Genomic DNA, 24,469 nt, shown 5'->3' with positions numbered 1-24,469 from the left:
TTTTTTCCTTTTCCGCTACAGAAGGAAAGGATCAGGAATCGGCCTGCGCGACGTTCTCCGGCAGCAGCCGCGTCACATCGTCGCCCTCGTCCCCGATCACCCACAGCGTGAGCGCCGTGTAGTTGTCGTGGCCCTGCTTGGCATTGGCCCTCACCTTCGCGTCGATCAGCTCGGTCCACTGGCTGGGTGTGCGCGAGGCATGCAGCGTGTCGATCAGGCACTCGTCGCCCAGCGGCTCCCACACGCCGTCGCTGCACAGCAGCAGCACGTCGCCGGGCAGCAGCCGCATGCGGTCGGACACCGCGATGTCCGGCGCCTCTTCGATCGACCCCAGCGCGGACAGCAGCATGTTGCGCTGCGGATGCAGGCGCGCGCCTTCTTCGTCGAGCATGCCGCCGGCCACCATCTGCTGCACCAGGCTGTGGTCGGTGGTTCGCGCCACGATGGCACCGCCGCGAAACAGGTAGGCCCGGCTGTCGCCGCTGTGCACCCAGGCGAGCGCCTCGCTCTCCAGGTCGATGGCCGCAAATACGATGGTCGAGCGCATGCCCGCGAGCTTGCCGCCTTCCGCCTGGCGCGCCACCACGTCGCGGTTGGCCTGTTCGACCAGCGCGCGCAGGCTCGCCTGGTCCAGGCTCGGCGCGGCCGAGAAGCCGCCCAGCGCGCTGCTGCGCACCGTGGCCGCCGCCACGTCGCCGCCGCCGTGCCCGCCGGCGCCATCGGCCACCAGGCAGGCGACATAGCGCTCGTCATGCCAGTGGCCGTGCACGTCCTCGTTGTAGCTGCGGCCGCCCTGTCTGGACAGCGTGACGATTTCGATTTCCAAGCGGATGCCTCGCGTTTGCTGGTGCTGTTGCAGTTGTGCTTGAGGGCGACGTTCAGGCGTCGGACTTCAGGCGCGCCATCTGTTCTTCGTAGGCCTCGAGAAAGGCCTTGCCGAAGAGGTTGTGGAAATCGTCCTCGGCCTCGCTCGCGATGCCGCCATACAGCGCCACGAACTGGTCCCAGAGCTTGGCCTTGCGGTTGGCGCTGAACAGCGCGTCGAGCGCCGACTTTGCGCTGATCTTCTTCTCGAGCTCGTCGGGTTCGAAGCGCGCAATGACATGCGCCAGCGCCGCGCGCATGCCCACCATCACGCCGAACTGGTGCGCACGCAGGTCGTTGAAGGCATCGCGCATGGCCGCCTCCGGCGGCATGAAGCCGCGCACACCCGGGCCCAGCAGGTGAGCCAGTGCAACGTCGGCGGTGGGCGAAAACTTGAGCGGGTTGTTGGCCTGCGACGCGATCATCGTGACCTCGGCGCGCACCTCGCGCTTGAACTCCTGGCGCGTGAGCAGCAGTTGCAGCGTGCCCTCGGTGGCGCTGCGAAGAATGGTGCCGATGCGCTCCATCAGGCCCGGCGTGAGCATCTCGGGCGCCTGGTGCGTGCTGCCGAGGCCCCGCAGGAAGGCGGCGAGCAGCTCGTCGTCGGAAGCGGTGCGCTGCAATGCGGGTGACGCCTTGGCGACCGGTGCCGGCATGGGCTGCTGCTGTGGTTGCACCGATTGCGGCCGAGGCGCCGGAGGTGGCGGCGGCGGCGCCGGCATCCCGGGCGGTTCGGCCGGTCCGCCCGCAGAAACCTCGGGCCCGCTGATGCGGATCGGCTGGCCCGTGATGTCGTCGAACTGCGGCAGCTGCGGCCGCGGCGCATCGATCGCCTTCGGCGGGGTGAAGCCGAACTGATCGATGGGCAAATGGTCGGCGCGCGGCACCGGCGTGGCCGGCGCGGCACGCTGCAGCGCCGCCAGCGGATCGGCATCGGACGCCGTGTTGGGCTGCAGCAGCGGGTCCGCCAACGGCGACAGCGAGAGCGGATCGCCGCCGATGCCACCTCCACCGCCCATGCCGCCGAACAGCTCGTCGATGCCTGCGGCCTTGCCGCTCGCGGGCGGGGCGCCCAGGTCGGAAAAGTCGTCGAGCGCGCCAAGTCCGGCTGCGGGCGCCGAAGAAGCCTCAGGTCCCAGCAGATTGGCGAACGGGTCGATCTGCGCGGCTTGGGCATTGCGCGATCCGTTCTGCATCGGGTCGGCAAACAACAACGAATCCGCGGACTCCGCAGCCGCGGGCGGCGATGCCCTGGCCGCAGCGGCCGGTGCCGCCGGCGGTGCAAGGCCCGCCAGCAGGTCGGCAAAAGGATCGTCGCTCGATGCCGCTGCCGCCGACGCGGGCACGGGCGCTTTCATCACCGTGTTGGGCACGGCCAGCGAAGGAGCAGCCGCGCCGGCCATTGCACGCACACGCAACTCGAAGCTGCCCACCACGAGCTGCGTGCCGTCGGTCAGCGGCGCCTCCTTGCCCGACCCGAGCGGCACGCCGTTGCACTGCATCGGATTGCTGCCCCGGTCGATCACGAAATACTGGCCGTCGCGGCACAGCACCTGCGCATGCACGCGCGACACCGTGCGGTCCGGATCGTCGAGCACCAGCGTGTTGGTGTCCGCACGTCCGATGGTGCCCCCGTTGGGGCCGAAATCGGCGGCAATGGCCTGCCCCGCCGGGGCGCCTTGCCGGGTGATGACAGCGATATGAATCATGAATCGGCCCCCGGGGCTGCGCCCGAACACGGCTCGCGCATGCACGAGCCCAAAAACTCAGAAGGAGTATTCATTCCGGGGGGCCGCTTGGCAATCTCGCCTTAAGAGGTATGCCTTTATTGCAGTGGCGTTTCACGCCATGCTTTCGAGCCAGCGCCGCTGCCGCCAGGCGGGCGCGCTGGTGGCGAACAGCGGCGCGCGCGGCTCCTGCAGGCACAGGTGCAGCGCGGCCGCCACGCGCTGCCGCTGGAAACCCTCGCGCAGCACGTTCGTGCAACCTTCAACGGAAACCGGCTGCCCCATGAAGAGCCGCACCCCGGGTGCAAAGCGCGCGCCGTTCTTCCCCCACCATGCGCGAACCTTGTCGACGTCCGGCCAGGGCAAGGCAATGTCTTCGGGGAGCTCGACGTTCTCCTCGTCGGGGTCGTCGGTCGGCCCGTCTTCGAAGCCATCGGGCGGCATGGTTTCCATTTGCTCCAGGTTGAAATCCACGCCGGTGATGGTGACGAACGCTTCGGCCGCAATGCGCGCCGTGGCCGGCTGCGCCATCTGCTCGATCAGCCAGGGCACGTAGCGCGCGTCGCCGATGAAGCCTGAACCGAGGATGCGCAAGCGCTGCACTTCGGGCAACGCGCCGCTGTCGAGCAGCAGCGCGTGGCCCGGCACCACATCCACGGCCTGCAGCGCCAGCTGGAAGGCGCGCGGCTGGCGCGGCCCGCTCTTCAGCGCAAAAGCCGCGAGCGCATCGAGCGCCTGCGCCCGGTCGCCCAGCAGCACTGCCGCCCATGCGGCCCAGAAGCGCAGCTCTGGCTTGACCTCGCCGAGCAGCGCCTGCGCCTGCGGCAACAGGTCGGCTCGGCCCAGCTCGCCGGCCGCCCGCAGCGCGCGGATGCGCACGCTGTCGGGCGCATCCACGAGCAGTTGCCCGAGCAACGCCCCCGGATCGCGCCGATGCAGCGCACAAGCCGCAACGCCGAGCTTTTGCCGCAGCGGCGAAGCGTCTTCGAGCAAAGTCTTCACGCGCCCGCCGAGACGATCCGGCTCCGTCCAGCCGATGGCGGAGATCAAGCCAGGCACGACCTCGGGCAAGTCCTTGGCGCGCTCGACCAGATCGTCAAAGCGACCATCGACTGCTTCGATGGCGAGCACTGCGGCGACGAAGAAATCTTCCGGGCCTTCGTTATCCGTCAATGCGAGCGCATGCTGCCAGCCATCCTCGCCGGCAACGCGCAGGCCATCGACGTGGGCGGCGAGGCGTTCGTCAAGGTCGGCGAATTGCTGGGGCGAATAGTTGGGCGCGTGGACCGCGCTCGCGCGCTGGAGCCAGAGGAAGGAGGCTTCGTCGGCGTGCTCGGCGAGCACATGCGCCAGCGTCGGCCCCGGAGTCGCCCCATTCACGGTGCAGCCCCGGAAAAACGGCCTATCCAGGCCTGCATCGACTCTTCGTCGAACCCCATGTATGGCACGGTGCGCGGATAGACCGCGGCTTCAAGAAGACTGAAGACCCACCGGTACAAGCTGAGGTCCTCACGGCGGTTCACGTCCCCGGCGATCGGCAACGAGCCAAGGGTCACTTGCAGCCGTTCCTCGGCCAGTCGCTCTACCTGTGCATCGGTGCCGGCCAGGGCCGCGAGCAGCCGTGCCTCGCCGCCGGCAAGTGCGATGGCCGACGGCCCAAAAAAATTGCACCAATAGGCCCCTTTAACACCCATACCGTTCTCGAAACAGTCCACCATCAGCGCCGGAATATCCAGGCAGCGATAGCGCCTGCACAAGCGCGCCACGGCATTCATTGCAACGTTCTCGTCGATGCCTTCCCGCCAGATGAAGGCGGGCGCCACATACCCGCTGGCGATCGGCAAGGCACGCGCACACCGGACGGCGAATTCGCAAAGGTCGAAGAGGCCGTTCTCGTCCATGGCTTCCAGCGAGAAGGTGAAACGCAGCCCGCACGCTGCATGCGGCCAGCCGAACTGCGCAAGGTGCTCGCGGTCCATGCCGCAATAGGCGGCTGAGAAGCGTGGCGCGTCTAGCGCACTGTCGAGAAGCGCGAACCTGGGAGCTTGCGCAGGGAGCACAACGCGCGCCTCGAGCAGCGCGCCGAGCTCTTCGGGCTTCGCTTCGCCGAAGACATCGTCATCCGGATAGTAGACCGCTCCTCCCGACATGAAGCGCGCAGCAAAGGTCTGCATGGCGTACTTGACGAGAGCGGCGTGCGCCGCGTGCGCGTCGCTCAGAAAAAAGGTTGCCACGATGCCATCGCGCAACAGCACGTTGGCATTCCCGTCGGCAAGATCGATCGCGATGTAGTCGTAGGCTGTCATGGCTTCATGCCTCATCGGAAGGGCAACCGGATACTGAGCAATCGCGCCGCGACGCGCAAGGCAGTGCTTGCGCTGCCTGCGATCAGCGCGTTGTGCGGCGACACCAGTTTTGCCACCACTCGGAAGGTCGCCAGGTAGTCGGCGCCCTGGTTGCCCGACCAACTCGGGCTGTTGGAACCCGGGGGACAAGGTGCCTTGAAGTCGTAAACGGCGCGGGCCGCCGAAACAGCCGACAAGGGCCCGGGCGCATGCAATACGACGTCGGGCCGCACCGTATTGGCCACCACCTGACCCGGTGAACCGACTGCCTGTATCGCGCCCGGCCCGCCCCCGCGCACGTTGCGGAACGATTGGTCGAGGGCCACTTCATTCGATCGGCCTTGCGCCGCCATTGCGGCGGCCACGCAATCGGAGGCGTCCTGGCCGATCTTTTCGCCGCGCGCCTGCCGCCGGCTCGAAGATGCGCAGAACTTCTTGTAGTCCGTCGGCCCGTTGGCACTCTCCCAATCGTCGGAGGCCTTGTCCATGCAGTCCTTGAGTATCTTCTCGAAGTCCGGCACGGCGATCGGCGGATTGATGCAGCCCGAGAGGTTGGCTGCATTTTCCGAGTTGTGGAACATCTTGTCGCCCAGGCGGCTGGCGTTCTTTCCGTCCATCTTGACGTCGAAGGAGTAGAGGATCCATGTCGCCTCCTTCATGAAGGTGCTCGACTTCACCCCGCCCGCCACGCCGGCGTTATCCCCGTTGGATAGCGCGAACTTCGACCCTTTGTTTGCGGCCATGGCTTTGTCCCCCTTGACGGTGCTTGTGCCGTTGGAGAGGGTGATCGAGTTCGCGATATTGGGGTATGGCACAGGCACGGGTCCACCCGGGCTCGGCGTCTTGCACACGTCGGGAATGGTGGCGGTGGTGAGGCCGGTGCTGAACTTGTGCACCAACGACAGCGTCGTTCCATTGACCTGGATGCTGACCGGCATGGCTCACCCTTCATCCGGCTGCGTGCGCCAAGGCAACGCGCGCAACACTACAGCACCGCGCTCTCCTCCCGCGGAGCTGCCCCACACCATCGACAGCGGCCCTTTGTCGTAGTGCTTGAGATGGCCGATGGCCGCCAAGGCCATGTGCAACGGCAAGCCTGCCGCACCGACGTCGCCCCAACAGTCGGCGGGCGCGGAAAAATCGCCCGCTGCGCGAAGACGATCACCCGTTCGCAGTGCAGCAAAACCGTATTCATCCGCGCGCCAGGCTTCGCCGTTCATGTCGCACACCACGTTGTCGATGAAGGCTTCGCTCCCAAGCTGGCCAAGGGCCCCCCTGAGCGCCTGCGAAAGCCCTTTGCCCGTGATCGGGTCGTCGGTGCCGAGCACCTTGTCTTCGTAGCCGATGCCGACGGCCTCGATGGCAGCCATGGGTTCGATGCGGTGCCGCTGCAGAAACTCGGCGCCGCCCACCAGCATCACGCCTGCCGCCTCGCCCGGAACAAAACCCCATGCGTTGTTCTCCGGCCCGCCGCCATGCAGCAGGTCGCACCCCTCGATCCAGTCCAGCGTTTCTGGCTGCAGATAGGAATCGACGGCGCAAACCATGCATGCATCAATCTCCCCGGCGGCGCAATCGGCGACAGCGGTGCCCAGCGCGACGTACCCGCCCGCATGGCCCGCTTCAACCGTCCGCGCGGCGCCGAAGCGGCCCGGATAGCGGTTCGCGATCCGGGCCAACAGGTCGCCCGCGAGCGAAGCCGTCCGGCCCGGGCGCGGCGGCGGCAACGCCAGCGCGAGGCCGATGCGCGCAGGGACGCCGTGCCACGCAGCCACCGCCTGGTCCACTGCGGGGAGCAAAAGCTCGGCGTAGCGCTCCACCCCTTCCACCTCGAAGTCGATCCAGGGCGCGGGCGCAATGCGCATCGGCTCGCCTGCCGTATCTACCATGAACGGATGTTCGCGGAAACCGCAAACACCAGCGCGCGCTGCGGCGGCGCTCGCCCACATGTCCCGCCCGATCGGCGTGCTCGCGCCGAAGGCACAAAGATACAGCGGCGGTTGGCCGCGGCTCATGACCCGGGCTCCGCTCCAGCCTGCGCCGGCAAGATCATCGAATCGCGTGCATTCTGTCGCACCTCTTGCTGCGCACCGGCGCCGAGCCGCACCAGCCTCTTTTCCACAATGCGCGTTTTCTGAAGCTTGTTGACCAGGGAATGGCACGGCAGTGGGCTGTGCCACACCATTGAAATCCTGGACTGACCCGGCTCGACGATCACGGTGTGCAACTTAGGCCGCTCATGTGGTCTCCGGCTGCCGTCGGCAAAAGAGCTTTCAAGAGCCAGCACCGTCCGTGGCAATTCGAAGCGCAGCACCTCGCCGCGCGGCCACAGGTTGATCAGCACCACCGGCTCACTCCCGCGCAAGAAATGCGGCGCCTGCTGATCCCCAGGCGCGCACTGGTAGTGTCGGTCATCAAAGTCCGCCGGCAACAATGGCAACCGGTCGCGCTGCCACGCTTCGTCATACGTCCCCGCAAACCCCGCGCGCGGCTGCCAGTGGTTGCACAGCGGCCCGAAACCCGCGGGCTCAGGCCTGTCACTCCACGTCCGCACGCACTGGTCCGCATACTCGATGTTCGGCAGCCGTACGCCTTCCGCATGCGCAGCCTCCGTCACAAAGCCCGTGCCCACGGGGTTGCGCACATCGAACTGCGGCAATGGCGCATCGCGCGTCGACGGGTCGATGCCGCCATACGCCCTCTCCCACACCAACGGCATGGCGGTGAAAGGCTCGGGCTCCGACGGCGCACCGCCGAGCCACACGCGGTCGCCGGTCACGCGCAGGCGCTTGGCGACGGGGCCGACGCGCAGGCCCACGTCGAGCTGCGTCACGGGCACGCCGCCTGGCGCATGCGCGTGACCGATCAGCACCACGTCGGTCGTCAGCTTGGTGCGCACCAGGTCCATCTCATAGAGCAGGCTCGGCTGGGGCGCGGCCTCGTCGATGAAGACCGGCGCCTGCGCAACGGGCGGCTGCTCGGGCGAGACGCTGGTCTCGCCGTCCGGCGAAATGTCGAAGCTGCACTTCACCGCCACGAGCCAGATCTCCGCGCCGTCGCGGTCGCGCACCCAAGTGCGTTCGGCGGCGTAGGGCGTACGGTTGTCCAGCTGCCACATGGCGCATGCCTTTTCAGTTGATGCCCACGTAGGCACCCTTCACGCGGTTGGCGCCGCGGGAGCGCGAGAGCACGTAGTTGCCGTTGATCAGCACCTTGCCCGCGCGCGTGAGCACGATGCTGGCGTCGCCGCAGCGCAGCTCGATGCGCTCGCGCGCCTGCAGCACCACGCGCTCGCCGTCGACGCTGGCGTCCACGCACGCAGCATCGGCCGCCGGTGGTACTTCGGTGTGCAGCGGCTGCACGCGCCCGACGATGACCGGGTGCCGCACCTCGCCCTTCTCGAAGGCGACGACGACGGCCGCGCCGGCATCGCCGAGCGCAAGGCCGACAGTCGAGAGCGCCTGCACCGGCGCCATGCCCTCGCCCAGCGTGACAAGAAAGCGCCCCTCGGCATCGAAGCCGGCAAAGGCGGCCACCGCCACGCCCTGGCCCGACAGCTTCGACCAGGCGGCCACGCTGTGCAGCAGGCTGCGCGCGCTCTGGAGATCGGTGTGGTCTTCCACGGCTCAGTCCTCCCCCAGGTTGGAACCCTTGATCTTGATCGAGCCCCCGGCCTTGAACGATGCTGTGCCGTCGGCCTTGATGGTGATCTTGGCGCCCTTGATGGTGATGCCGCTGGCGTTCATGACGATCTTGCTGCCGCCCGCCTTGAGCATGATGGTGGGCGCCTCGACCATGCAGATGGCGCCGGCCTTGATCTTGATCGGCCCCTTCGATGTCTCGGAGATCACCGCGGCCGAGAGCTTGTGCGGCCCACCCACGGTGATGGACTGCAGCGCACCCACGCTCACCTTTTGCAGGCCGCCCACGCTCACGATCTGCGCTCCGCCCACTGTCACGGCCTGCACACCACCCACGTTGATGGCCTCGCCCGCGCCCACGCTGTGCATGCGCCCCGCCCCTACCGTATGCATCTCGGCCACCGAAATGGTGGTGGTCTGCACGCCGTTCACGGTATGGCTGCGCCCGCCGTTGATGGTCACGGTCTCGCCGCCGTTCACGGTTTCGGTCCGGTGGCCGCCGATGGTGATGGTTTCGGTGCCACCCACCGACTCTTCGCGGTTCGCGCCGACTGAAATCGTCTGGTTGGCCCCGATGCTCTGGGTCTGGTTGCTGCCCACGGTTTCCGAGTCGTCGACATCCACCGCGTCGGTGCGGTTGTTGTGCACGGTGGTGGTCTGGTCGTGCTCCACCGTGGTGTTCATGTCGTACTGGCCGTGGATGGTCACCTTCTCCTTGCCCGCGGTGTCGTCCATCGACAGCTCGTTGTAGCCCTTGCCCTTGTGCGTGTTCGACTTGATGCCGCTCACCACGGCGCCGGCCGGAAGGCCGAAGGGCGCCATCGATTCGCCGTTGTAGAAGCGCCCGACGATGATGGGCTGGTCGGGGTCGCCGTCCAGAAAGTCGACCACCACTTCCTGCCCGATGCGCGGAATGCTGACCGCGCCCCAGCCCTTGCCAGCCCAGGGATGCGACACGCGCACCCAGCATGAGCTGTTCTCGTCGTTCTTGCCATAGCGATCCCAGTGGAACTGCACCTTCACGCGGCCGTGCTCCTCGGTCCATATCTGCTCGCCGCTGCGGCCCGTGACAATGGCGCTCTGGGGCCCGGGCATGGTGACGCGCGGTGTGAGGCGCGGCGGCCGCCACGGGGTGTTCAGCGGAACCACCGTCAGCAAAAAGCTGCTGCTCGCGCGCTGGCCGCCGCGCAGTGCCGGCGTCTCAGCAATCAGGTCGCCCACCAGTTCGCGCAGCCCGGTGTTGACGGGGTCGTCGGCCAGCGCGTCGTGCAGCACGGCGTCTATGGGGCGCGGGTTCTCGGCAACATCGGCGCCTTCGTAGCCCGGGTGGCTGGCAACGAAGGTGCAGGCCGCAATCAGGTAGTCGCCGTCGTGCTTGCCCTCAGGGTCTCCCTTGAACGCAAAGCTGCGCCCGGCAGTCACGTCTGGCCAGCCGGTCAGAGCCCAGTGGCGCTGCCGACGGCCGATGAGTTCGTCCAGCCGCAATTGCGCCAGGTTGTCGGTGTCGTCGCCCGAGGCATAGCCACCCGGAAACTCGAACACCTCCAGGTCCGACAGCTCGTGCGTGTCGGGGTCGCCCTTGTCCGCAAACAGCTGCTTGCTGATGACCTTGAAGTCCCGGTCGCGCGATGCGAACTTGCCCGATTCGAACTGCCGCGAGCTGATCCAGCGCGTGATCTCGTTGGCACGCGCTTCCGATGCGTCGCGCTCCACGTGGTGCAGCGTGTCGGCGGCGGGAAGCTTCTCGTGGGCCAGCGTGCTGGTGTCCGACAGGTGCAGCGTGCCGGGGGCGTCGTGCGCGTCGAACCAGTAATAGATGCCCTCTTCTTCCAGCAGGCGCGACAGGAACTGGTAGTCGCTCTCGCGGTATTGCACGCAGTAGCCATGGGGCGCATGGGGGCCGAGCACGCCGGCCGACTTGATCTTCTTCAGGCTCCCGACCGGGCTGTCGTCCAGCACGGCGTCGATCACATCCAGCACCGGCTTGTTCTGCAGGATGCGCGCATTGACCCGCTTGCTCAGCAGCCAGAACCACGAGCGCAGGCTGATGCGGTATTCGATGAAGCGCCCGCTGCGCCCGGCGCGCGTGAAGCGCACGGCATGCCCCTGGCAATGCCGCTTGTGCGTGCCGCCGTCGGCATCTTCGAACTCGATTGCCACATCGAAAGCGCGGCCCAGCACGTCCGCGGGCTCGATGCTTTCGTTGTCGGTCAGCACGGTGAGTTCATAGGCCGACGGGCGCGCCAGCACCTCATGGCCCATGATGCGCCAGAACATGAGCTTGTCGACGATGGGCGAGTCGCCCTGGATGCTGAACGTGTGATCGGCCATGCTTCCATCCCTTTTTACGTTCCCCCTCCCGAACCTCGCCGCCGTTCTTCCGGCGGGCCGTGCGCCTAGGGCGCCAGCAGAAGCACCAGCGCCTGGCTCGGCACCAGCCGCACTCCGGGGCAGTTGGTGCTGTTTTGCAGCGACACGCTGGTCATGCGCGTGGCCGGCATGCCGTTGAGCAGCACGGTGAACGCGCCGGTCACGTGCCGCGACGGCCCCATGACCGTGCCCGAGGCCACCCCCATGTTCACGCCCGAGTTGTCGCCGTTGGTCATGGGAATGGTGGTTCCCAGGTTGTGCGCGGGCATGCACATGAAAAGAATCGTCGGGCAGTTCGGAATGGCCATCGGCCCCATGGCAATGTTGGGGTACGGAATGGGCACCGGCCCCGCGGGCGTGGGCGTGAGGCACACGTCGGGAAAGCCCATGTCGGTGCCCATCATCTGGCAGTTGGCGAACATGTCGGACTCCTACCCGAAGTGGATCTGCGCGCCCCGCGCCTTGACCAGCTGCTCGCCCTCGACGAGCGTGTGCTCGCCGTGGATCTGCAACAGCTGGCGCGCCTGCAGCTCCATGTGCCCGGCCTGGGTGCGGTCCAGGCCGTCGGTGCTGCGCATGTATTGCTTGCTGTGGTGGTGCACGCGGTCGAACAGCGTCGACAGCGCGGCCCCAATTGCCTTGACCGTGCCGCCCACCAGGTTCAGACGCTCGCCCACTGCGTCGGCTTGCTCGCAACTCAGGCGCACCTGCGGCGCGGCCATGTGCAGCACTTCCCGTGCGTTGGCGCTGATGGTGGGCGCGCTCAGTTCGAGCTTGCCCTGGCTTTGCAGCACCACGTCCTGCGCGCCGCTGCGCTCCAGCACCGCCATCACCCAGCACTGGCGCTGGTCGTCGAGGAAGGCCGCGACGACGTCGCCGACCTGCACCGCCACCACGCAACTGAAAGCCTGGCGCGCGCCGACCTCGTGCGCGCCTTCGCCATCGATACGCAGGCGAAGTTGTCCTGCGCCGGGCACGGCAAGCACGACGGCACGATGCCAGCCGGCTTGCTCGGCAGCGGGCGCGTCGGGTTGCTTGCTCGGCTTGCCGGGCTTGTGTGGAGCCCTGGTGCGGCGTTCGGTAGCGATGGCGGTCATGGGTGGCCTCATGGGTGAATGGCGTTCGTCGCTCGGCGCTTCAGGCGGCAGCCCACTGTTCGGCGCGCGCCAGCTCAGGGTCGGTGCCGAGCGCGCGGCTCCGGTCGGTGGCTTGCGCGTCCTTCAGCTGCGCGCGGTGGAAGACGGCGCGAAACAACTCGGCGTCGCGCAGATCTGCGCCCTCAAGGTCGGCATGCCGGAAATCGGCATAGGTGCAATCGGCACCTGAGAACACCGCGCGCGCCAGCTTGGCCCGCGCAAAGTGGCACTGGTGCAGCTGCGCAGCGCCGAAGTGGGCGCCCGGCAGCGCGGCCTCGGTAAAAAGCGACTGGCGCAACTGCGCCTTGGTAAAGCGCGCGCCTTCTCCCTTGGTGGCGCAGAAGATGGCTTGCGGCGCCTGTGCGTTGCTGAAATCGCAGCCGTTGAGGGTGCTGCCCTGAAAGTTGCATTGCCGCAGCTTGGCGCCTGCAAAGCTGCTGCCGCTCAGGTCTGCATCGGCAAACTGGCACGACTCGTAGTTGCCGCCGTCGAAGCGCATGTTCTGCAGGCTGAGCTTCGAGAAGACCACGCGCGTCATCGGCGCGCCCACCCAGGTCATGAGGCTCAGGTCGCAACCGGTCACCACCGTGTGCGTCCACTGCGAGTGATCGGCGTTGACGTCGAGGAGTTTCGATTGCGAGAACACCGCCGATTCGAGGTTCGCACCCTGCATGCCGGCGTGGTCGAGGGCGCTGGCATGAAACCTGGCCATGGCCATCGACGCCTTGCCGAACTGCGCATGCGTGAGGTCGCACTCGTTGAAGGTGGCGGTGTGCAGGTTGGCGCCGCGAAAATCCGCATGGTCGAGCTTGCAGCGGTTGAACACCGCATGGCGCAGGTTGGCGCCCGCGAACAGCGCGCCGCCCATGTCGCACTGGTCGAACACCGCCTCGCGAACGTCGGCTTCGCGCAGGTCCGCGCCGCTCCAGCGGCACTGCGTGAAGATGCCTCCACCCAGAAAAGTCTTGGCATAGTGGCCGCCGCTGAAGTCCTGCCCTTCGAAGATTTCTCCCAGGCCGGCGCCCAGCGAAAGAAGCTCGGCGCTCACCCTCATGCCGCACCTCCTTCGGAATTGCTGGCCGCATCTCGCGCCGCGGCAATGGCCTGCTGTTCTGCGTTCAGGCGCGGCCAGGTGCGGCTGCGCGTGAGCAACGCGCCGTCGAACTGCGTGTCGCCGCTCAGCGCCACCCGCGTGAGGTCGGTGCCGAAGAGGTTGGCGCGCCGCAGGTCCGCGCCGATCAGGTTGGCGTAGCTGAAGACCGCGTCGTGAAAATTGGCGCCGGCCAGCCGTGCGCGGCTGAAGCGCGTCTTGCGAAAAAGCGCACCCTTGGCCGAGGCCAGCCGCAGGTCGGCACCTTGCAGGTCGGCCATGCCCAGGTTGGCGCCGTCGAGCAGCGCCTTGGGCGCGCGCATGCCGATGGCACTGCATTCGCCGAGGTTCGCGTTCGACAGGTCGGCGCCGCTCGCGTCCAACCCGTCGAGCACGGTGTTCTTCACGAACACCGCTCCCTTGGCACGGGCGGCAACCATGCGTGCGCCCTGCAGCTGACAGGTAACGAAGGTGGTCGACTGCAGCAGCGCGCCGGAAAGGTCCACGCCGCGCAGATCGCACTCGATGAAATTGGCACCGCTGAGGTCGGCCTCGCGCAGGTCGAGCCCCTGCAACGCGAGCTTGTAGAAGACGTTTCCTGCAAGCTGGGCGCCGCTCCAGTCGGCAACGCCCCACTCTGTTTCGAGCAGGTTGGCGCCGGCCAGGTTGGTGCGCCGCATCTGCGTGCCGGCAAGCGGCGTGCGCATCAGCATGGCGCCGCCCAGGTTGGAGCGGTCGAACACAGCGCCTGCGAGCTGCGCGCGGCCCAGGTTGGCGCCGGTGAAGTCGGCCTCGATGGCCATGCAGCCCTGCATGTCGGCATGCGCGAGTACCGCGCCGGCAAACTTGCAGCCCGATATGTTGGCCTTGCGAAGGTTTGCGCTCTCCAGCCACGCGCCCGAAAAATCGAAGCCGTGCAGGTCGAGGCCCGACAGGTCGACGCCGGTGAGATCGATCCACGGCAGCGTGCGGTGGCCTTGCTCTGCCAACCATTGCACCTCTTGCCGGCGCCGGGCCCCCTCCTCTCCCTGGAGCGCGAAGGCCGGCGGCTGCATGTGGGCCGATTGCAAATAGCCCAGCCGCTCGGCGCCTTGGCGATCGCGCAGCTTTTCCCGCAACTGGGGTTCGGGCATCGGCAGCTTGCCGAACTGGGCCTTGAGCTCGGCCAAGTGCTTCTCGGCGGTGTAGAGCGGCGGGCCGCGGTGCGCCAGTTCGGCCATGCGTTTTCTTTCTTCACCGCCCAACGCGAGCAGCTTCTCCAGCTGCGCCAGCATGTCTTCGGCGGCGGCGATCTGCTGCACCTCGGCTTCCTTCTGGCTGGCCTTGATGTAGGCGGGCAGCTCGGCCAGGGTCGGCGGCTTCTCGCGCACCGGCGGCTTCAGGCCCAGCGCATCCGGGTCTTTGCCGAAGGCGACGGCCTTCTCGCGCGCAAGGGCCACGTCGATCTCCGCGCGCCGGAACTGCGCATCGGCCTGGAGGCCGTCCATCTTGTAGATCTCGGCGGTCTTCTCGAACCCGGCGTCGATGGTGTCGATGTCCTCCGGCACCAGGTCGGCATCGTTCAGGCTTTCGATGCCGCCTTGCACCGGGTCTGTGCGGCGGGCCAGCACGTCGGCATAGTGGGCGTCGCCGCGCGGCTGGCCCAGACGCTCGACGGCAGTCATCAAATGATCGATGTCGCTGCCGTCGTACTCCGCCACTTCGGCCAGACCATGCCAGATCAGCAGCATGCGCTCCACTTCAGGAAAGAACCACACGGTGGTGAGCCGCATCGGCACTTCCTTGAACTTGTGCGACTCCCCGCCTGGCGCCACCTGCTCGGGCGGCAGCCGGTAGTTGGCGAACACGCGCGCCCGCAGGCCCGGCAGGTGGCCCTGCAGCAGCGGCTTGGTCGGGTGCAGGTTCTCGAGCGTAAACGCCTCGTCGCCTCGCAGCGGGGCGTCCAGCCACTGGTCCCGTGGCGCCATGTTGAAGTGCCGCCAGTCCACGTCAGGAGGGAAACCCGGCGCATGCTGCTTGAGGTAGTTCTCGTCGTAGGTGCCGCGCAATGCGGCGCGCTGCGGATGCATCATGTCGAGCGCACCGAATCCCGCGGGCTGCACCACGTCGCCCGGTGCGGTGATGCGCGAACCGGCCAGCTCCAGCGGCGGCAGCCAATGCACGCCGCCGACCGCTGCGGCGCCCATGCCCAGCGGGTTGTCGGCCACCGCAGGGCCGCCGTACGCATTGGCCCAGTCCAGCGCCACCGGCTGGTAGACCTCCGACTGCACCACGCGCGCGCCGTCCCAGTAACGCGGCGAGAAGGCCATCACGGCCTTTCCTGCACTACCTAGCCGCACACGCGCCACGGCGCCGCGCGAACCGGCCTCGCCCGCATGCACGCGGCCGACCACCAGGTATTCGGGCGTGAGCTTGGCAATGCCTTCGTCGACCAGGGGCAGCGCCATCAGCTTGGTGATGCAGTCCCACATCGACTGCTCGCGCAGCAGGCCGCCGTCGGCCGGCGACATCGGTGCGAACAGCATCGTGCTGACGCACAGGCCGGCCTTGGACCGGTACTCGATCGGCCGGAAGCTCAGTGCGGCGACATGGGGCTTGAGTATCTGCATGAAGAACGGGTGGTGTCCTGGGCGCGGTGTGCGAAGCGGCGCTCAGTCGGCCGAGGCCGGCGGCGTGGGCAGCCCCTTCGAGGCGGCCGGCTGGGGCGCCGCGGTGGGCATCTTCGACGAGCCCGCGGCTATCTTCGAGCCGCTGTCCGCAACTGCATCGGGCGGCGCGCCCAGCTGCTTGTCGTTCGTGTACTGCGCCGCCTTGTCGGCCGGCGCCGAATGCAGGCGAATGTTGTCGGGGTTGGCCCAGCCGTTGTCCCTGCGCGCTTCGGCGATTCCCTTGGCAGCGTTGAGGCGCGATGCCATGCCGTGCAGCCCGAGGTTCTTCGCCTGCGTTGCGGCTTCTTCGAGCGCGGCCGCTGCGTCCGTGTACTGCTGGTTGGTGGCCTTGATGTCGGTGTAGGCGGCCGCGATCGAATAGGCGACCGCGCCGATTGCCGCGCCGATGGACGCGCCCATGGCAAACGCCCCGCCGGCTCCCGCGCCCGCACCGCCGCCGGGCATGATGACCTTGGCCGCGCGCTGCTCCACATCGACAGGCGAGATGCTCAGGTCCACGCCTGCAAAGCCGAGCTTGAGCGCCGCCGCCGTCTCCATTTGCAGCGCCAGGCACGAAGCCATGCTCAGGCCCATCATCGTGTCGATCGACAGTCCCATGAAGGTCGAGCGCGCCATGCCCATGTTGGCTTCGCTGTTGACGCCGATATAGCCGCTGGAGTTGGGCCCCAGCACGGTGGTGTTGGAGCCGTTCGACGTGGCGTTGATGTTGCCCACGGCGAACATCTCGAGGTTCGAATTCGACACCGCCTTGATCGAGTTGGCGAAGATGCTGTGCGCGCCGACGCTCGCGTCCACGCGGTCCGCGTTGGTCGCCAGCTTCAGCTCGCCCACTGAACTTATTGCGATGTTCGCGCCCGAGGTCAGCGCAACCGCGCCCACCGAATTGACCGTCATCGATGCCGAGGTCTGCGAGAACGCGCCTACGGTGGTCAGCGTGTAGGTGCTGTTGGTGTGCGAAGTGACGGCGCCGTTCACCACCGTGTCCTGCTTTCCCTTGGTGCCGACGGTCTGGTTGCCCAGCGTGGTGGTGAAGGTGTCGGCGTCGAACTTGTTGGTCTGCGCCTGAACCACGTGGTTCATCTGCGTCTTCATGACCGTGTGCTCTTCCTTGCCCTTCACCATGATCGTGCGGTGGCGATCGACGGTCAGACTCTGGTCGCGCATCACGTGGCCGGAATCGTCGTTCTCCACCGTGGTCGCCATGTTCTTTTCGGCGTGGATGTTGAGGAGCTCGTGCCCCTTCTTGTCCTCGAACATGATCTCGTTGTAGTTCGCGGGGCCACCGCCCGGCGTGGAGCGCGTCTTGAAGCCGCTCTGCGTGGGCGACTTGTACGGAATGGGCTGGTCGTCGTTGTAGACGCGGCCGGTAATGACGGGCCGGTCCGGGTCGCCATTCATGAACTCGACGATCACCTCCTGCCCGATGCGCGGCGTGAAGTAGCCGCCCCAGCCTTTGCCGGCCCAGGGTTGCGAGCAGCGTATCCAGCAGGTGGCCTTGCCGTCTCCGTCGTTGTAGCGGTCCCAATGGAAGTGGACCATCACGCGGCCCTCGTCCACATGGAGCTCCTCGCCTTCGGGGCCGCAGACGATGGCGCTCTGCGGGCCCGGCATCGTCACGCGCGGCGTCAGCCGGGGCGGGCGGAACGTGCGCTCGACCGGCAACGCGGTAATCAGGAAGGCGCTGGCGCCTCGCGTCCCCGTGCGCAGCGACGGTTGCCGCTCCAGGAGCTCCGTGAAGGCGGCCATCACGTCGGCATTGAGGGCGTCGTCGAGGATCGCCTCCGACAGCAGCGCCGCGGCCGATTGCGACTCTGCGTCGTCACTGGCGCCTTCGTAGCCCCGATGGCTGGCCACGAACACGCAGCCGCCGATGACGTACTCGCCGTCACGCAGGCCGCCCCGGTCGCCCTCGAAGTCGAAGCTTCGCCCTGCCGCAACGTCGGGCCAGGAGGTAAGGCCCCAGTGCCGCTCGCGGCACCCGTCGAACTCCTCCAGGTGCACCTTGACCGCGGCGTCCACCTCTTCTCCGGTGAAATAGTTGCCCGGGTATTCGAATACTTCGAGGTCCGAGAGTTCGTGCTTTTCCTGCACGTCCACGTCCACGCTCAGCGGCTTCTTGATCGCCTTGTAGTCGACGTCGCGCGAGGCGTACTTGCCGCTGTCGAAGCGGCGCACATCGATCCATTCGCTGATTTCGTTGAAGCGCGCCTCGCTCACGTCCGGGGATGCAAAGCGCAGCTTGGCCTCTGCTGCAAGCTTCTCGTGGGCAATGCCGCTCGCGTCGGACAGGTGCATGGTGCCGGGCGCATCGTGGGCATCGAACCAGTAGTAGATGCCTTCGGCCTCCAGGAGGCGCGAGAGATAGTTGTAGTCGCTCTCCTGGAACTGCACGCAATAGCGGCGGGCCGGATGCGTGCCCACCACGTTGTCGGTGCGCGTCTTCTTGAAGCGCTTGATCGGGCTGTCCTCGAACACTGCATCCAGGATTCCGAGCACCGGCTTGTCCTGAAGGATGCGCGAGTTGGTGCGCTTGGTCAGCAGCCAGAACCACGAACGCAGCCGTATCTGGTAGCGAAAGTAGCGCCCCAACTGCTGCCCACGGGTAAAGCGCACCGCATGTCCCTGGCAATGGCGCTCGTGCGTGGCCCCGTCGGCATCGGAGAAATCGATCACCACGTCGAAGGCATGGCCGAGGATGTCCTTGGCGTCGATGAAGGCATTCTCCGAAAGCACCGTGAGCTCGTAGGTCGAGGCCCTTGCCAGCGCCTCGTGGCCGGCGATGGACCAGAACATGAGGTCGTCCTTGGCGGGCGACTCGCTCTCGATGCGGAAATCATGCGACATGTGTTGTGTTCTCTTCAGGCGTGGCGTCGGGCGCTGTTGCGCGCTAGTCGAAGGCGTAGGTAAAGTCGGCGTCCTTCACATCCAGCGCCACGCGGCGAATTTCACCGCCCGACGCCAGGCGCTGCAGGTACTCGACCGAAATCGTCGGCAGCACGGTGTTGGTCAGGATCGCGTCGATCACGCGCCCGCCGGACTCCGGGTCCTGGCAACGCGCAACCACCTGGTCGACCACCGCGTCGCTGTATTCGAAGGGCACGCCGTGGTTGGTTTCCACCCGCTTCTTGATGCGGCCCAGTTGCAGCCGCACGATCTTCTTCATCATCTCGGGCGACAGCGGGTAGTAGGGAATGGTGACGATGCGGCCCAAGAGCGCGGGCGGAAACACCTTCATGAGCGGCGCCTTGAGCGCATCGGCCAGCGCGTTCGAGTCGGGCAGCAGCTCGGGGTCGCGGCACATGCTCATCACCAGCTCGCTGCCGGCGTTGGTGGTGAGCAGGATGATCGTGTTCTTGAAATCGATCATGCGGCCCTCGCCGTCTTCCATCCAGCCCTTGTCGAACACCTGGAAGAAGATCTCGTGTACGTCGGGGTGGGCCTTCTCGACCTCGTCGAGCAGCACCACGCTGTAGGGCCTGCGGCGCACGGCCTCGGTCAGGATGCCGCCCTCGCCATACCCCACGTAGCCGGGCGGCGCGCCCTTGAGCGTGGAGACGGTGTGCGCCTCCTGGAACTCGCTCATGTTGATGGTGATGATGTTCTGCTCGCCGCCGTAGAGTGCCTCGGCCAGCGCCAGCGCGGTCTCGGTCTTGCCCACGCCCGAGGTGCCGCACAGCATGAACACGCCGATGGGCTTTTGCGGGTTGTCGAGCCGCGCGCGAGACGTTTGAATGCGGCGCGCGATCATTTCCAGGCCGTGCTTCTGGCCGATGACGCGCTGGTTGAGTGTGTCCGCAAGCTTCAGCACCGCCTCGACTTCGTTCTTGACCATGCGGCCGACGGGAATGCCTGTCCAGTCCGCCACCACCGAAGCCACGGCCTGCTCGTCGACCGAAGGCAGGATGAGTGGCGACTCGCCCTGCACCGCATGGATCTTCGCCTGCAGCGCATGCAACTCTTCGAGCAGCGCTGCCCGGTCTTGGCTCCCTCCCCCGCTGGGGGAGGGTTGGGGTGGGGGCACGTCGGCCTTCGCATCGCCCTCGGCCGTCGCCGCATCCACCGGCTTGTTCCCCGCCCGCAGCTTGGCACGCAACTCAAGCAGCCGGTCGACCAGTCCTTTTTCTTCCTGCCAGCGCGCATTCAAGCCTTCGAGTTGCAGCTTCGATTCGACCAGCAGCGCTTCCACCTGCGCCGAGCGCTTGGTCACGTCGATGCCGATGGTCGCCTCGCGGCCGATGATTTCCTGCTCGACCGTAAGCCCCTCGATGCGGCGCATGCAGTCTTCCACCTCCGGCGGCGTGGCATGCTGCGACACGGCCACGCGGGCACATGCCGTGTCGAGCAGGCTCACGGCCTTGTCGGGCAGCTGGCGGGCGGGAATGTAGCGGTGGCTCAGCTTCACGGCCGCTTCGATGGCTTCGTCAAGCAGCTGCACGCGGTGGTGCTTCTCAAGCACGCTGGCCACGCCGCGCAGCATCAGGATGGCCTTCACCTCGTCGGGCTCGGGCACCTGCACCACCTGAAAGCGCCGCGTGAGCGCCGGGTCCTTCTCGATGTATTTCTTGTACTCCGCCCACGTGGTGGCACCGATGGTGCGCAGGTTGCCGCGCGCCAGCGCCGGCTTCAGCAGGTTGGCCGCGTCGCCGGTGCCGGCCGCGCCGCCCGCGCCCACCAGCGTGTGGATCTCGTCGATGAAAAGAATGATGGGCGTGGGCGAGCTCTGCACTTCGTCGATCACCTGCCGCAGCCGCTGCTCGAACTCGCCCTTCATGCTCGCGCCGGCCTGCAGCAGGCCGATGTCGAGCGTGAGCAGCTTCACGTCCTTCAGCTGCGGCGGCACGTCGCCGCGCGCAAGGCGCTGCGCAAAGCCTTCGACCACCGCGGTCTTGCCGACGCCGGCCTCGCCCGTGAGCAGCGGGTTGTTCTGGCGGCGCCGCATCAGGATGTCGACGATCTGGCGGATCTCTTCGTCGCGCCCGGTCACCGGGTCCATCTCGCCCTTCTTGGCCTTCTCGGTCAGGTCGACCGCGAACTTCTTCAGCGCATCGCCCTTGCCCATGGCGGCCGGCGCCATCGCGCCCGAGTCTTCGCCCGGCGCGCCGCTGCCCATGCCGGTGCCGTCCTGCGCGCGCATCTGCGACTCGGGCGAAGGGTCGCAGATCTTCACGAAGTTGTCGGCCAGGTCTTCGACCTTGATCTTCTCGAACTGCTTGGACAGGCCGAAGAGCGGATTGCGCAGGCTCTGCGTCTTGAGCATGCCCACCAGGATGTAGCCGGTGCGCACCTGCGCCTCGCCGAACTGCAGCGTGGCATAGGTCCAGGCGCGTTCGATGGCGTTCTCGATGTGCGGAGAAAAGTCGCTGATGGCGGTGGCGCCGCGCGGCAGGCGGTCGAGCGCGGCGGTCAGGTCCTTGGCAATCACCGACACGTCGAGTCCGTAGTGCTGGATCACGCGGTGCAGGTCGGAGTCCTGCGCCTGCAGCAGCTGGGCGAACCAGTGCTCCAGTTCCACATACGGATTGCCCCGCATCTTGCAGAACACCGTGGCGCCTTCGATGGCTTTGTAGGCCAGCGAGTTGAGCTTGCCGAAAAGGGCGGTGCGGCTGATTTCACTCATGGAGGACTCCGTATCTCTTCAAGACGAATGAAGATGGGTTTATTGAAGTGGAAGCGCGTGCGGCCGCAGGTTCGCGCCGGCCGGATGGCTTGCAATGCGCACGTCGGCCGCATCGCGCGAGCGCGGCCGTTGCCCGAGCCATGCAATCCAGCCGAGGCGCGGCGCATTGCCCTTCGCCTGGCCCAGCCGCGTGGGCGGCACCTGCGCGCCTTGCAGTGCAAGCTGCGCGTCCCACTCGAGCTCGTCGCCGAGCAGCTGCTGCATCCAGCGCTGCAGCACGGGCTGCGCATCGCCGATGGGAAGAAACATGCGGTACTGGTCGAGCGTGAGCGAGCCCACGTGCAGCCGCACGCGGTGCTGCCGGTCCCACGCGCGCGTGCCGAGCATGGCGCCCATGCCCATGGAGCGCGAGGTCTCGCCCTGGCCAAGCCGCGTGAGTTCGCCGGCCGGCAGGCTCATCCAGTGGCCGACCCAGCGCTCCAGCTTGACCGGCACGCCGAAGTAGCGGCACAGCACCGACTCCACGCCTTCCACGTTGTGCACGCGCCGCGCCAGCCAGCCTGAAAAATGCAGGCGCGCGTCGTCGTGCACCTCGTCGCGCCCGATGCGCCCCGGCGCACCGATGCCGACCAGCGCACCGACCTGCAGCCTGAACCTGTCTTCGTTCGGCCGATCGAGCGCCACGGCCGGCCGCGACTGCGCCCAGGCCCGGTAGAAGTGCAGCGAGAAACGATGCGAGAAGCTGTCCAGGAAAGCCAGCCACGTCGGGTCGCCCTGGTTGATGCTGCGCTCGCGAATGAAGTCGCTCAGGTGCACCGGCAGCGGACCGTTGGGGCCGATGTAGCTGAAGAAATGCTGGCGCAGGCGCGGCGGCGAATAGGCCGTAGCGGGCTCGAAGCGGCTGAAGCTCGCCGGCGCAAACGAGAGCGAAGGCTCCTGCCCCACGCGCACCGGCTCCGCATTCGGCAACAGCGCGCGGCCCCAGCGCGGCGTGGTCGCGGCAATCGATTCCAGCCGGCGCAGCACCGCGAAGTAATCGAAGGCCCACGGCTCGGCCGACCACTCGCGCAGCGCGTTGTCCACGCGCGCGCCGACTGACCCGCCCTGGGCGGCGCTCACAGAATCTGGCGTGTCCCGCACAGCGGCCTCCAGCGCATGATCTCGCCCTTGCCCGCAATGCGCAGCACGGCCTCGACAAAGTGGTTGACCTCCACATGGCGCGCCAGGAAGCGCGCCATCACGGCCCCAAACAGGAAAACGCTGTGGCCGTGGAACGCATCCTTGTCGACTTCGAGCGTTACCTCGAGCCCGCGGCCGAAGGCGATCGGACCCGGCAGCGGCAACCTGCGGGCCACGGGCTTGCTCTTCACCGACAGCAGGCCGCGCACCTGGCCCTGGCGCATTTCATCCGCGTGCGCGGCGTAGAGCATCAAGGTTTCTCGCAATGCGGCGGCGCCCTGCTCGGGCGTGCTGTCCGACAGCGACAGGTAGTTGAGCGCCAGGTGGTCGATCACCCGCCAACCCAGCCCCTGGCTGACCACCGGCGACACCGGCCGCGAAGGCCCGCGCACCATGCGCACGCGCTGCGCCGGAAAAGAGTCGATGCAATCGAAGTCGTTATCGCGGCCCAGCGGCATCAAGAGCGGCAAGTCGCGGTTGGTGCACAGCGCGGTCACGGCCAGCTGGCGCAGCGCGGTCGAATACGGCGCCTGCTGCGGATCGACGATCTGCATGTACACCTCGGAGCCGATATGGCTGCTGCGGTGCCCTTCGGTGCGCTGGCGTACCGAGAGCATGCGCGGCTCGCGCGTGGTCGTGTAGTAGGCCGGGTGCGCATGGCGGCTGCCATGAAAGGCCGAATAGAACGGACGGAACGACTGCTCGGCGGCCATGTCCGCCGCGCCGGGTGCGCCGTGCCCGGTGACCTCGGTCACCGTGTGCACTTCAAAATCTTGCGGGCGCGTGCGGTCGGGCACCAGGTGGAACTGGCTCACGCCTTCCGACACGGGCACGCGGTCGAGCCGCTTGCTGAAGAGGTTGGCCACCGGCACGCAATGCAGCTGCACGTTGTCGGCGCTCACCAGCTTTTCGAGCGCCGCATCGCCGCGCGAGAACAGCAGCACGACCTCGACTTCCGTCACGGCCATGTCCGCCAGCAGCGGCTGCAGGCCGCCGATGCGGGCGAACTGGAATCGCTGCGGAAACGCGAAGTACTCCTGCAGCAACCTGAAGCCCGAGAAGCCGGTGGCCGTGACCGGCAGCAGCGCCTCGTCTTCCTCGAAGCCCACCGGCTGGATGGCGCTGCCGGGCAGCGTCTTCATCGCGCCCTGCATTGCGCCGCCGGGCGCCATCGGCCGCACCAGCACGCCCACGGGCTGGCCGAGCGCGCATTCGTGCAGTTGCCACGCCACGTCTTCGGCGCCGCCGAAGTGCAGCAGCAGTTCGTCCATGGCGATCTGGCTGAAGTTCAGCCCCGCCGTGGCGCGTAGCGCAATGCGCAGCCCGCCGCGAATCGCACGCGACTGCGGGTGCGCATTCAGAGGCAGGTCCGGTGCATAGGTGAAGTACTGGGCCCGCAGGATCTCGATGGGCCAGACGCGCAGCGCGCTGGCCGTGCGGAATTCGCAATGCGTGTTCTGCCCCACCGCCTGCCGCGCGCGCAGCCCGCTGCCGCGCGGCAGCGTCGGGCCGGTGGCAAGCTTGGCGTCGTCGGCGTCCGGCACCACCGACACAATGGCCATGGCCGGCGTGGGCGCCAGGAAATGCGGATAGACGATGTCGAGCAGATGCCCCGTGAAGCGCGGGTATTCGGCATCGAGCTTCAGCCCCACGCGGGCCGAGAGGAATGCGGTGGCCTCGATCAGCCGCTCGACGTACGGGTCGGCGACCTCCTGGCCTTCGATGCCCAGGCGGTGCGCAATCTTCGGAAAGGCGCGCGCAAACTCCGAAGAGCTTTCGCGGAAGTAGCGCAGTTCCTGTTCATACAGGTTCAGCAACCTGGGGTCCATGG

Annotated in this window: 17 protein-coding genes; all 17 read right to left on the bottom strand. The window is 67.3% G+C overall.

Annotation, left to right across the window (positions count from 1 at the left end; translation table 11 throughout):
* Positions 1-31: 31 nt before the first annotated feature.
* The gene (locus V9K97_RS08790; protein ID WP_258503803.1) at positions 32-826 is read right to left on the bottom strand and encodes a PP2C family protein-serine/threonine phosphatase; all 795 of its coding nucleotides are present in this window, start codon (positions 824-826) and stop codon (positions 32-34) included.
* Between the two features lie 52 nt (positions 827-878).
* Complete coding sequence (tagH, locus tag V9K97_RS08785) at positions 879-2,573, bottom strand: type VI secretion system-associated FHA domain protein TagH (RefSeq protein WP_337317576.1); 1,695 nt, start codon at positions 2,571-2,573, stop codon at positions 879-881.
* A 132-nt stretch (positions 2,574-2,705) separates the two neighbouring features.
* Positions 2,706-3,971 carry a TIGR02270 family protein gene (locus tag V9K97_RS08780; protein WP_337317575.1) on the bottom strand — a complete coding sequence of 422 codons (1,266 nt, stop codon included), beginning with the start codon at positions 3,969-3,971 and terminating at the stop codon, positions 2,706-2,708.
* A complete protein-coding gene (locus tag V9K97_RS08775; RefSeq protein ID WP_337317574.1) occupies positions 3,968-4,897 on the bottom strand; it encodes a type VI immunity family protein in 930 nt (309 codons plus the stop codon). The genes V9K97_RS08780 and V9K97_RS08775 overlap by 4 nt, the downstream gene beginning before the upstream one ends.
* 11 nt (positions 4,898-4,908) lie before the next feature.
* The gene (locus V9K97_RS08770; RefSeq protein WP_337317573.1) at positions 4,909-5,874 is read right to left on the bottom strand and encodes a DUF4150 domain-containing protein; all 966 of its coding nucleotides are present in this window, start codon (positions 5,872-5,874) and stop codon (positions 4,909-4,911) included.
* A gap of 3 nt (positions 5,875-5,877) precedes the next feature.
* Positions 5,878-6,951, bottom strand: a complete 1,074-nt coding sequence (locus V9K97_RS08765; protein WP_337317572.1) for a beta-ketoacyl synthase N-terminal-like domain-containing protein — start codon at positions 6,949-6,951, stop codon at positions 5,878-5,880.
* A complete protein-coding gene (locus V9K97_RS08760; RefSeq protein ID WP_337317571.1) occupies positions 6,948-8,054 on the bottom strand; it encodes a DUF2169 family type VI secretion system accessory protein in 1,107 nt (368 codons plus the stop codon). The genes V9K97_RS08765 and V9K97_RS08760 overlap by 4 nt, the downstream gene beginning before the upstream one ends.
* A 13-nt stretch (positions 8,055-8,067) precedes the next feature.
* Positions 8,068-8,559: a DUF6484 domain-containing protein gene (locus V9K97_RS08755; protein ID WP_337317570.1), complete on the bottom strand. Its 492-nt coding sequence runs from the start codon at positions 8,557-8,559 to the stop codon at positions 8,068-8,070.
* Between the two features lie 3 nt (positions 8,560-8,562).
* Positions 8,563-10,908 carry a type VI secretion system Vgr family protein gene (locus tag V9K97_RS08750; RefSeq protein ID WP_337317569.1) on the bottom strand — a complete coding sequence of 782 codons (2,346 nt, stop codon included), beginning with the start codon at positions 10,906-10,908 and terminating at the stop codon, positions 8,563-8,565.
* A 65-nt stretch (positions 10,909-10,973) separates the two neighbouring features.
* Positions 10,974-11,369, bottom strand: a complete 396-nt coding sequence (locus tag V9K97_RS08745) for a DUF4150 domain-containing protein (protein ID WP_157611791.1) — start codon at positions 11,367-11,369, stop codon at positions 10,974-10,976.
* A 9-nt stretch (positions 11,370-11,378) separates the two neighbouring features.
* On the bottom strand, positions 11,379-12,044 hold the full coding sequence (locus V9K97_RS08740) for a DUF3540 domain-containing protein (protein WP_337317568.1): 666 nt from the start codon (positions 12,042-12,044) through the stop codon (positions 11,379-11,381).
* A gap of 40 nt (positions 12,045-12,084) precedes the next feature.
* Positions 12,085-13,137 carry a pentapeptide repeat-containing protein gene (locus tag V9K97_RS08735; protein WP_337317567.1) on the bottom strand — a complete coding sequence of 351 codons (1,053 nt, stop codon included), beginning with the start codon at positions 13,135-13,137 and terminating at the stop codon, positions 12,085-12,087.
* Positions 13,134-15,782 carry a DUF2169 family type VI secretion system accessory protein gene (locus tag V9K97_RS08730; RefSeq protein WP_337317566.1) on the bottom strand — a complete coding sequence of 883 codons (2,649 nt, stop codon included), beginning with the start codon at positions 15,780-15,782 and terminating at the stop codon, positions 13,134-13,136. The genes V9K97_RS08735 and V9K97_RS08730 overlap by 4 nt, the downstream gene beginning before the upstream one ends.
* A 42-nt stretch (positions 15,783-15,824) precedes the next feature.
* Positions 15,825-18,686: a type VI secretion system Vgr family protein gene (locus V9K97_RS08725; protein WP_337317565.1), complete on the bottom strand. Its 2,862-nt coding sequence runs from the start codon at positions 18,684-18,686 to the stop codon at positions 15,825-15,827.
* A 43-nt stretch (positions 18,687-18,729) separates the two neighbouring features.
* On the bottom strand, positions 18,730-21,459 hold the full coding sequence (gene tssH, locus V9K97_RS08720; protein WP_337298583.1) for a type VI secretion system ATPase TssH: 2,730 nt from the start codon (positions 21,457-21,459) through the stop codon (positions 18,730-18,732).
* 39 nt (positions 21,460-21,498) lie between these two features.
* Positions 21,499-22,578 carry a type VI secretion system baseplate subunit TssG gene (tssG, locus tag V9K97_RS08715; RefSeq protein WP_337317564.1) on the bottom strand — a complete coding sequence of 360 codons (1,080 nt, stop codon included), beginning with the start codon at positions 22,576-22,578 and terminating at the stop codon, positions 21,499-21,501.
* Entirely contained in the window at positions 22,575-24,467 is a 1,893-nt protein-coding gene (tssF, locus tag V9K97_RS08710; protein ID WP_337317563.1) for a type VI secretion system baseplate subunit TssF, read from the bottom strand. Before tssF ends, tssG begins: the two co-directional genes overlap by 4 nt.
* Between the last annotated feature and the right edge of the window lie 2 nt (positions 24,468-24,469).

It is taken from the genome of Variovorax sp. CCNWLW186, from assembly GCF_037203865.1.
GTDB lineage: Bacteria > Pseudomonadota > Gammaproteobacteria > Burkholderiales > Burkholderiaceae_C > Variovorax.
The sequence above is the reverse complement of the archived record's forward strand: the minus strand, read 5'-3'. Positions and strand labels throughout refer to the sequence as shown.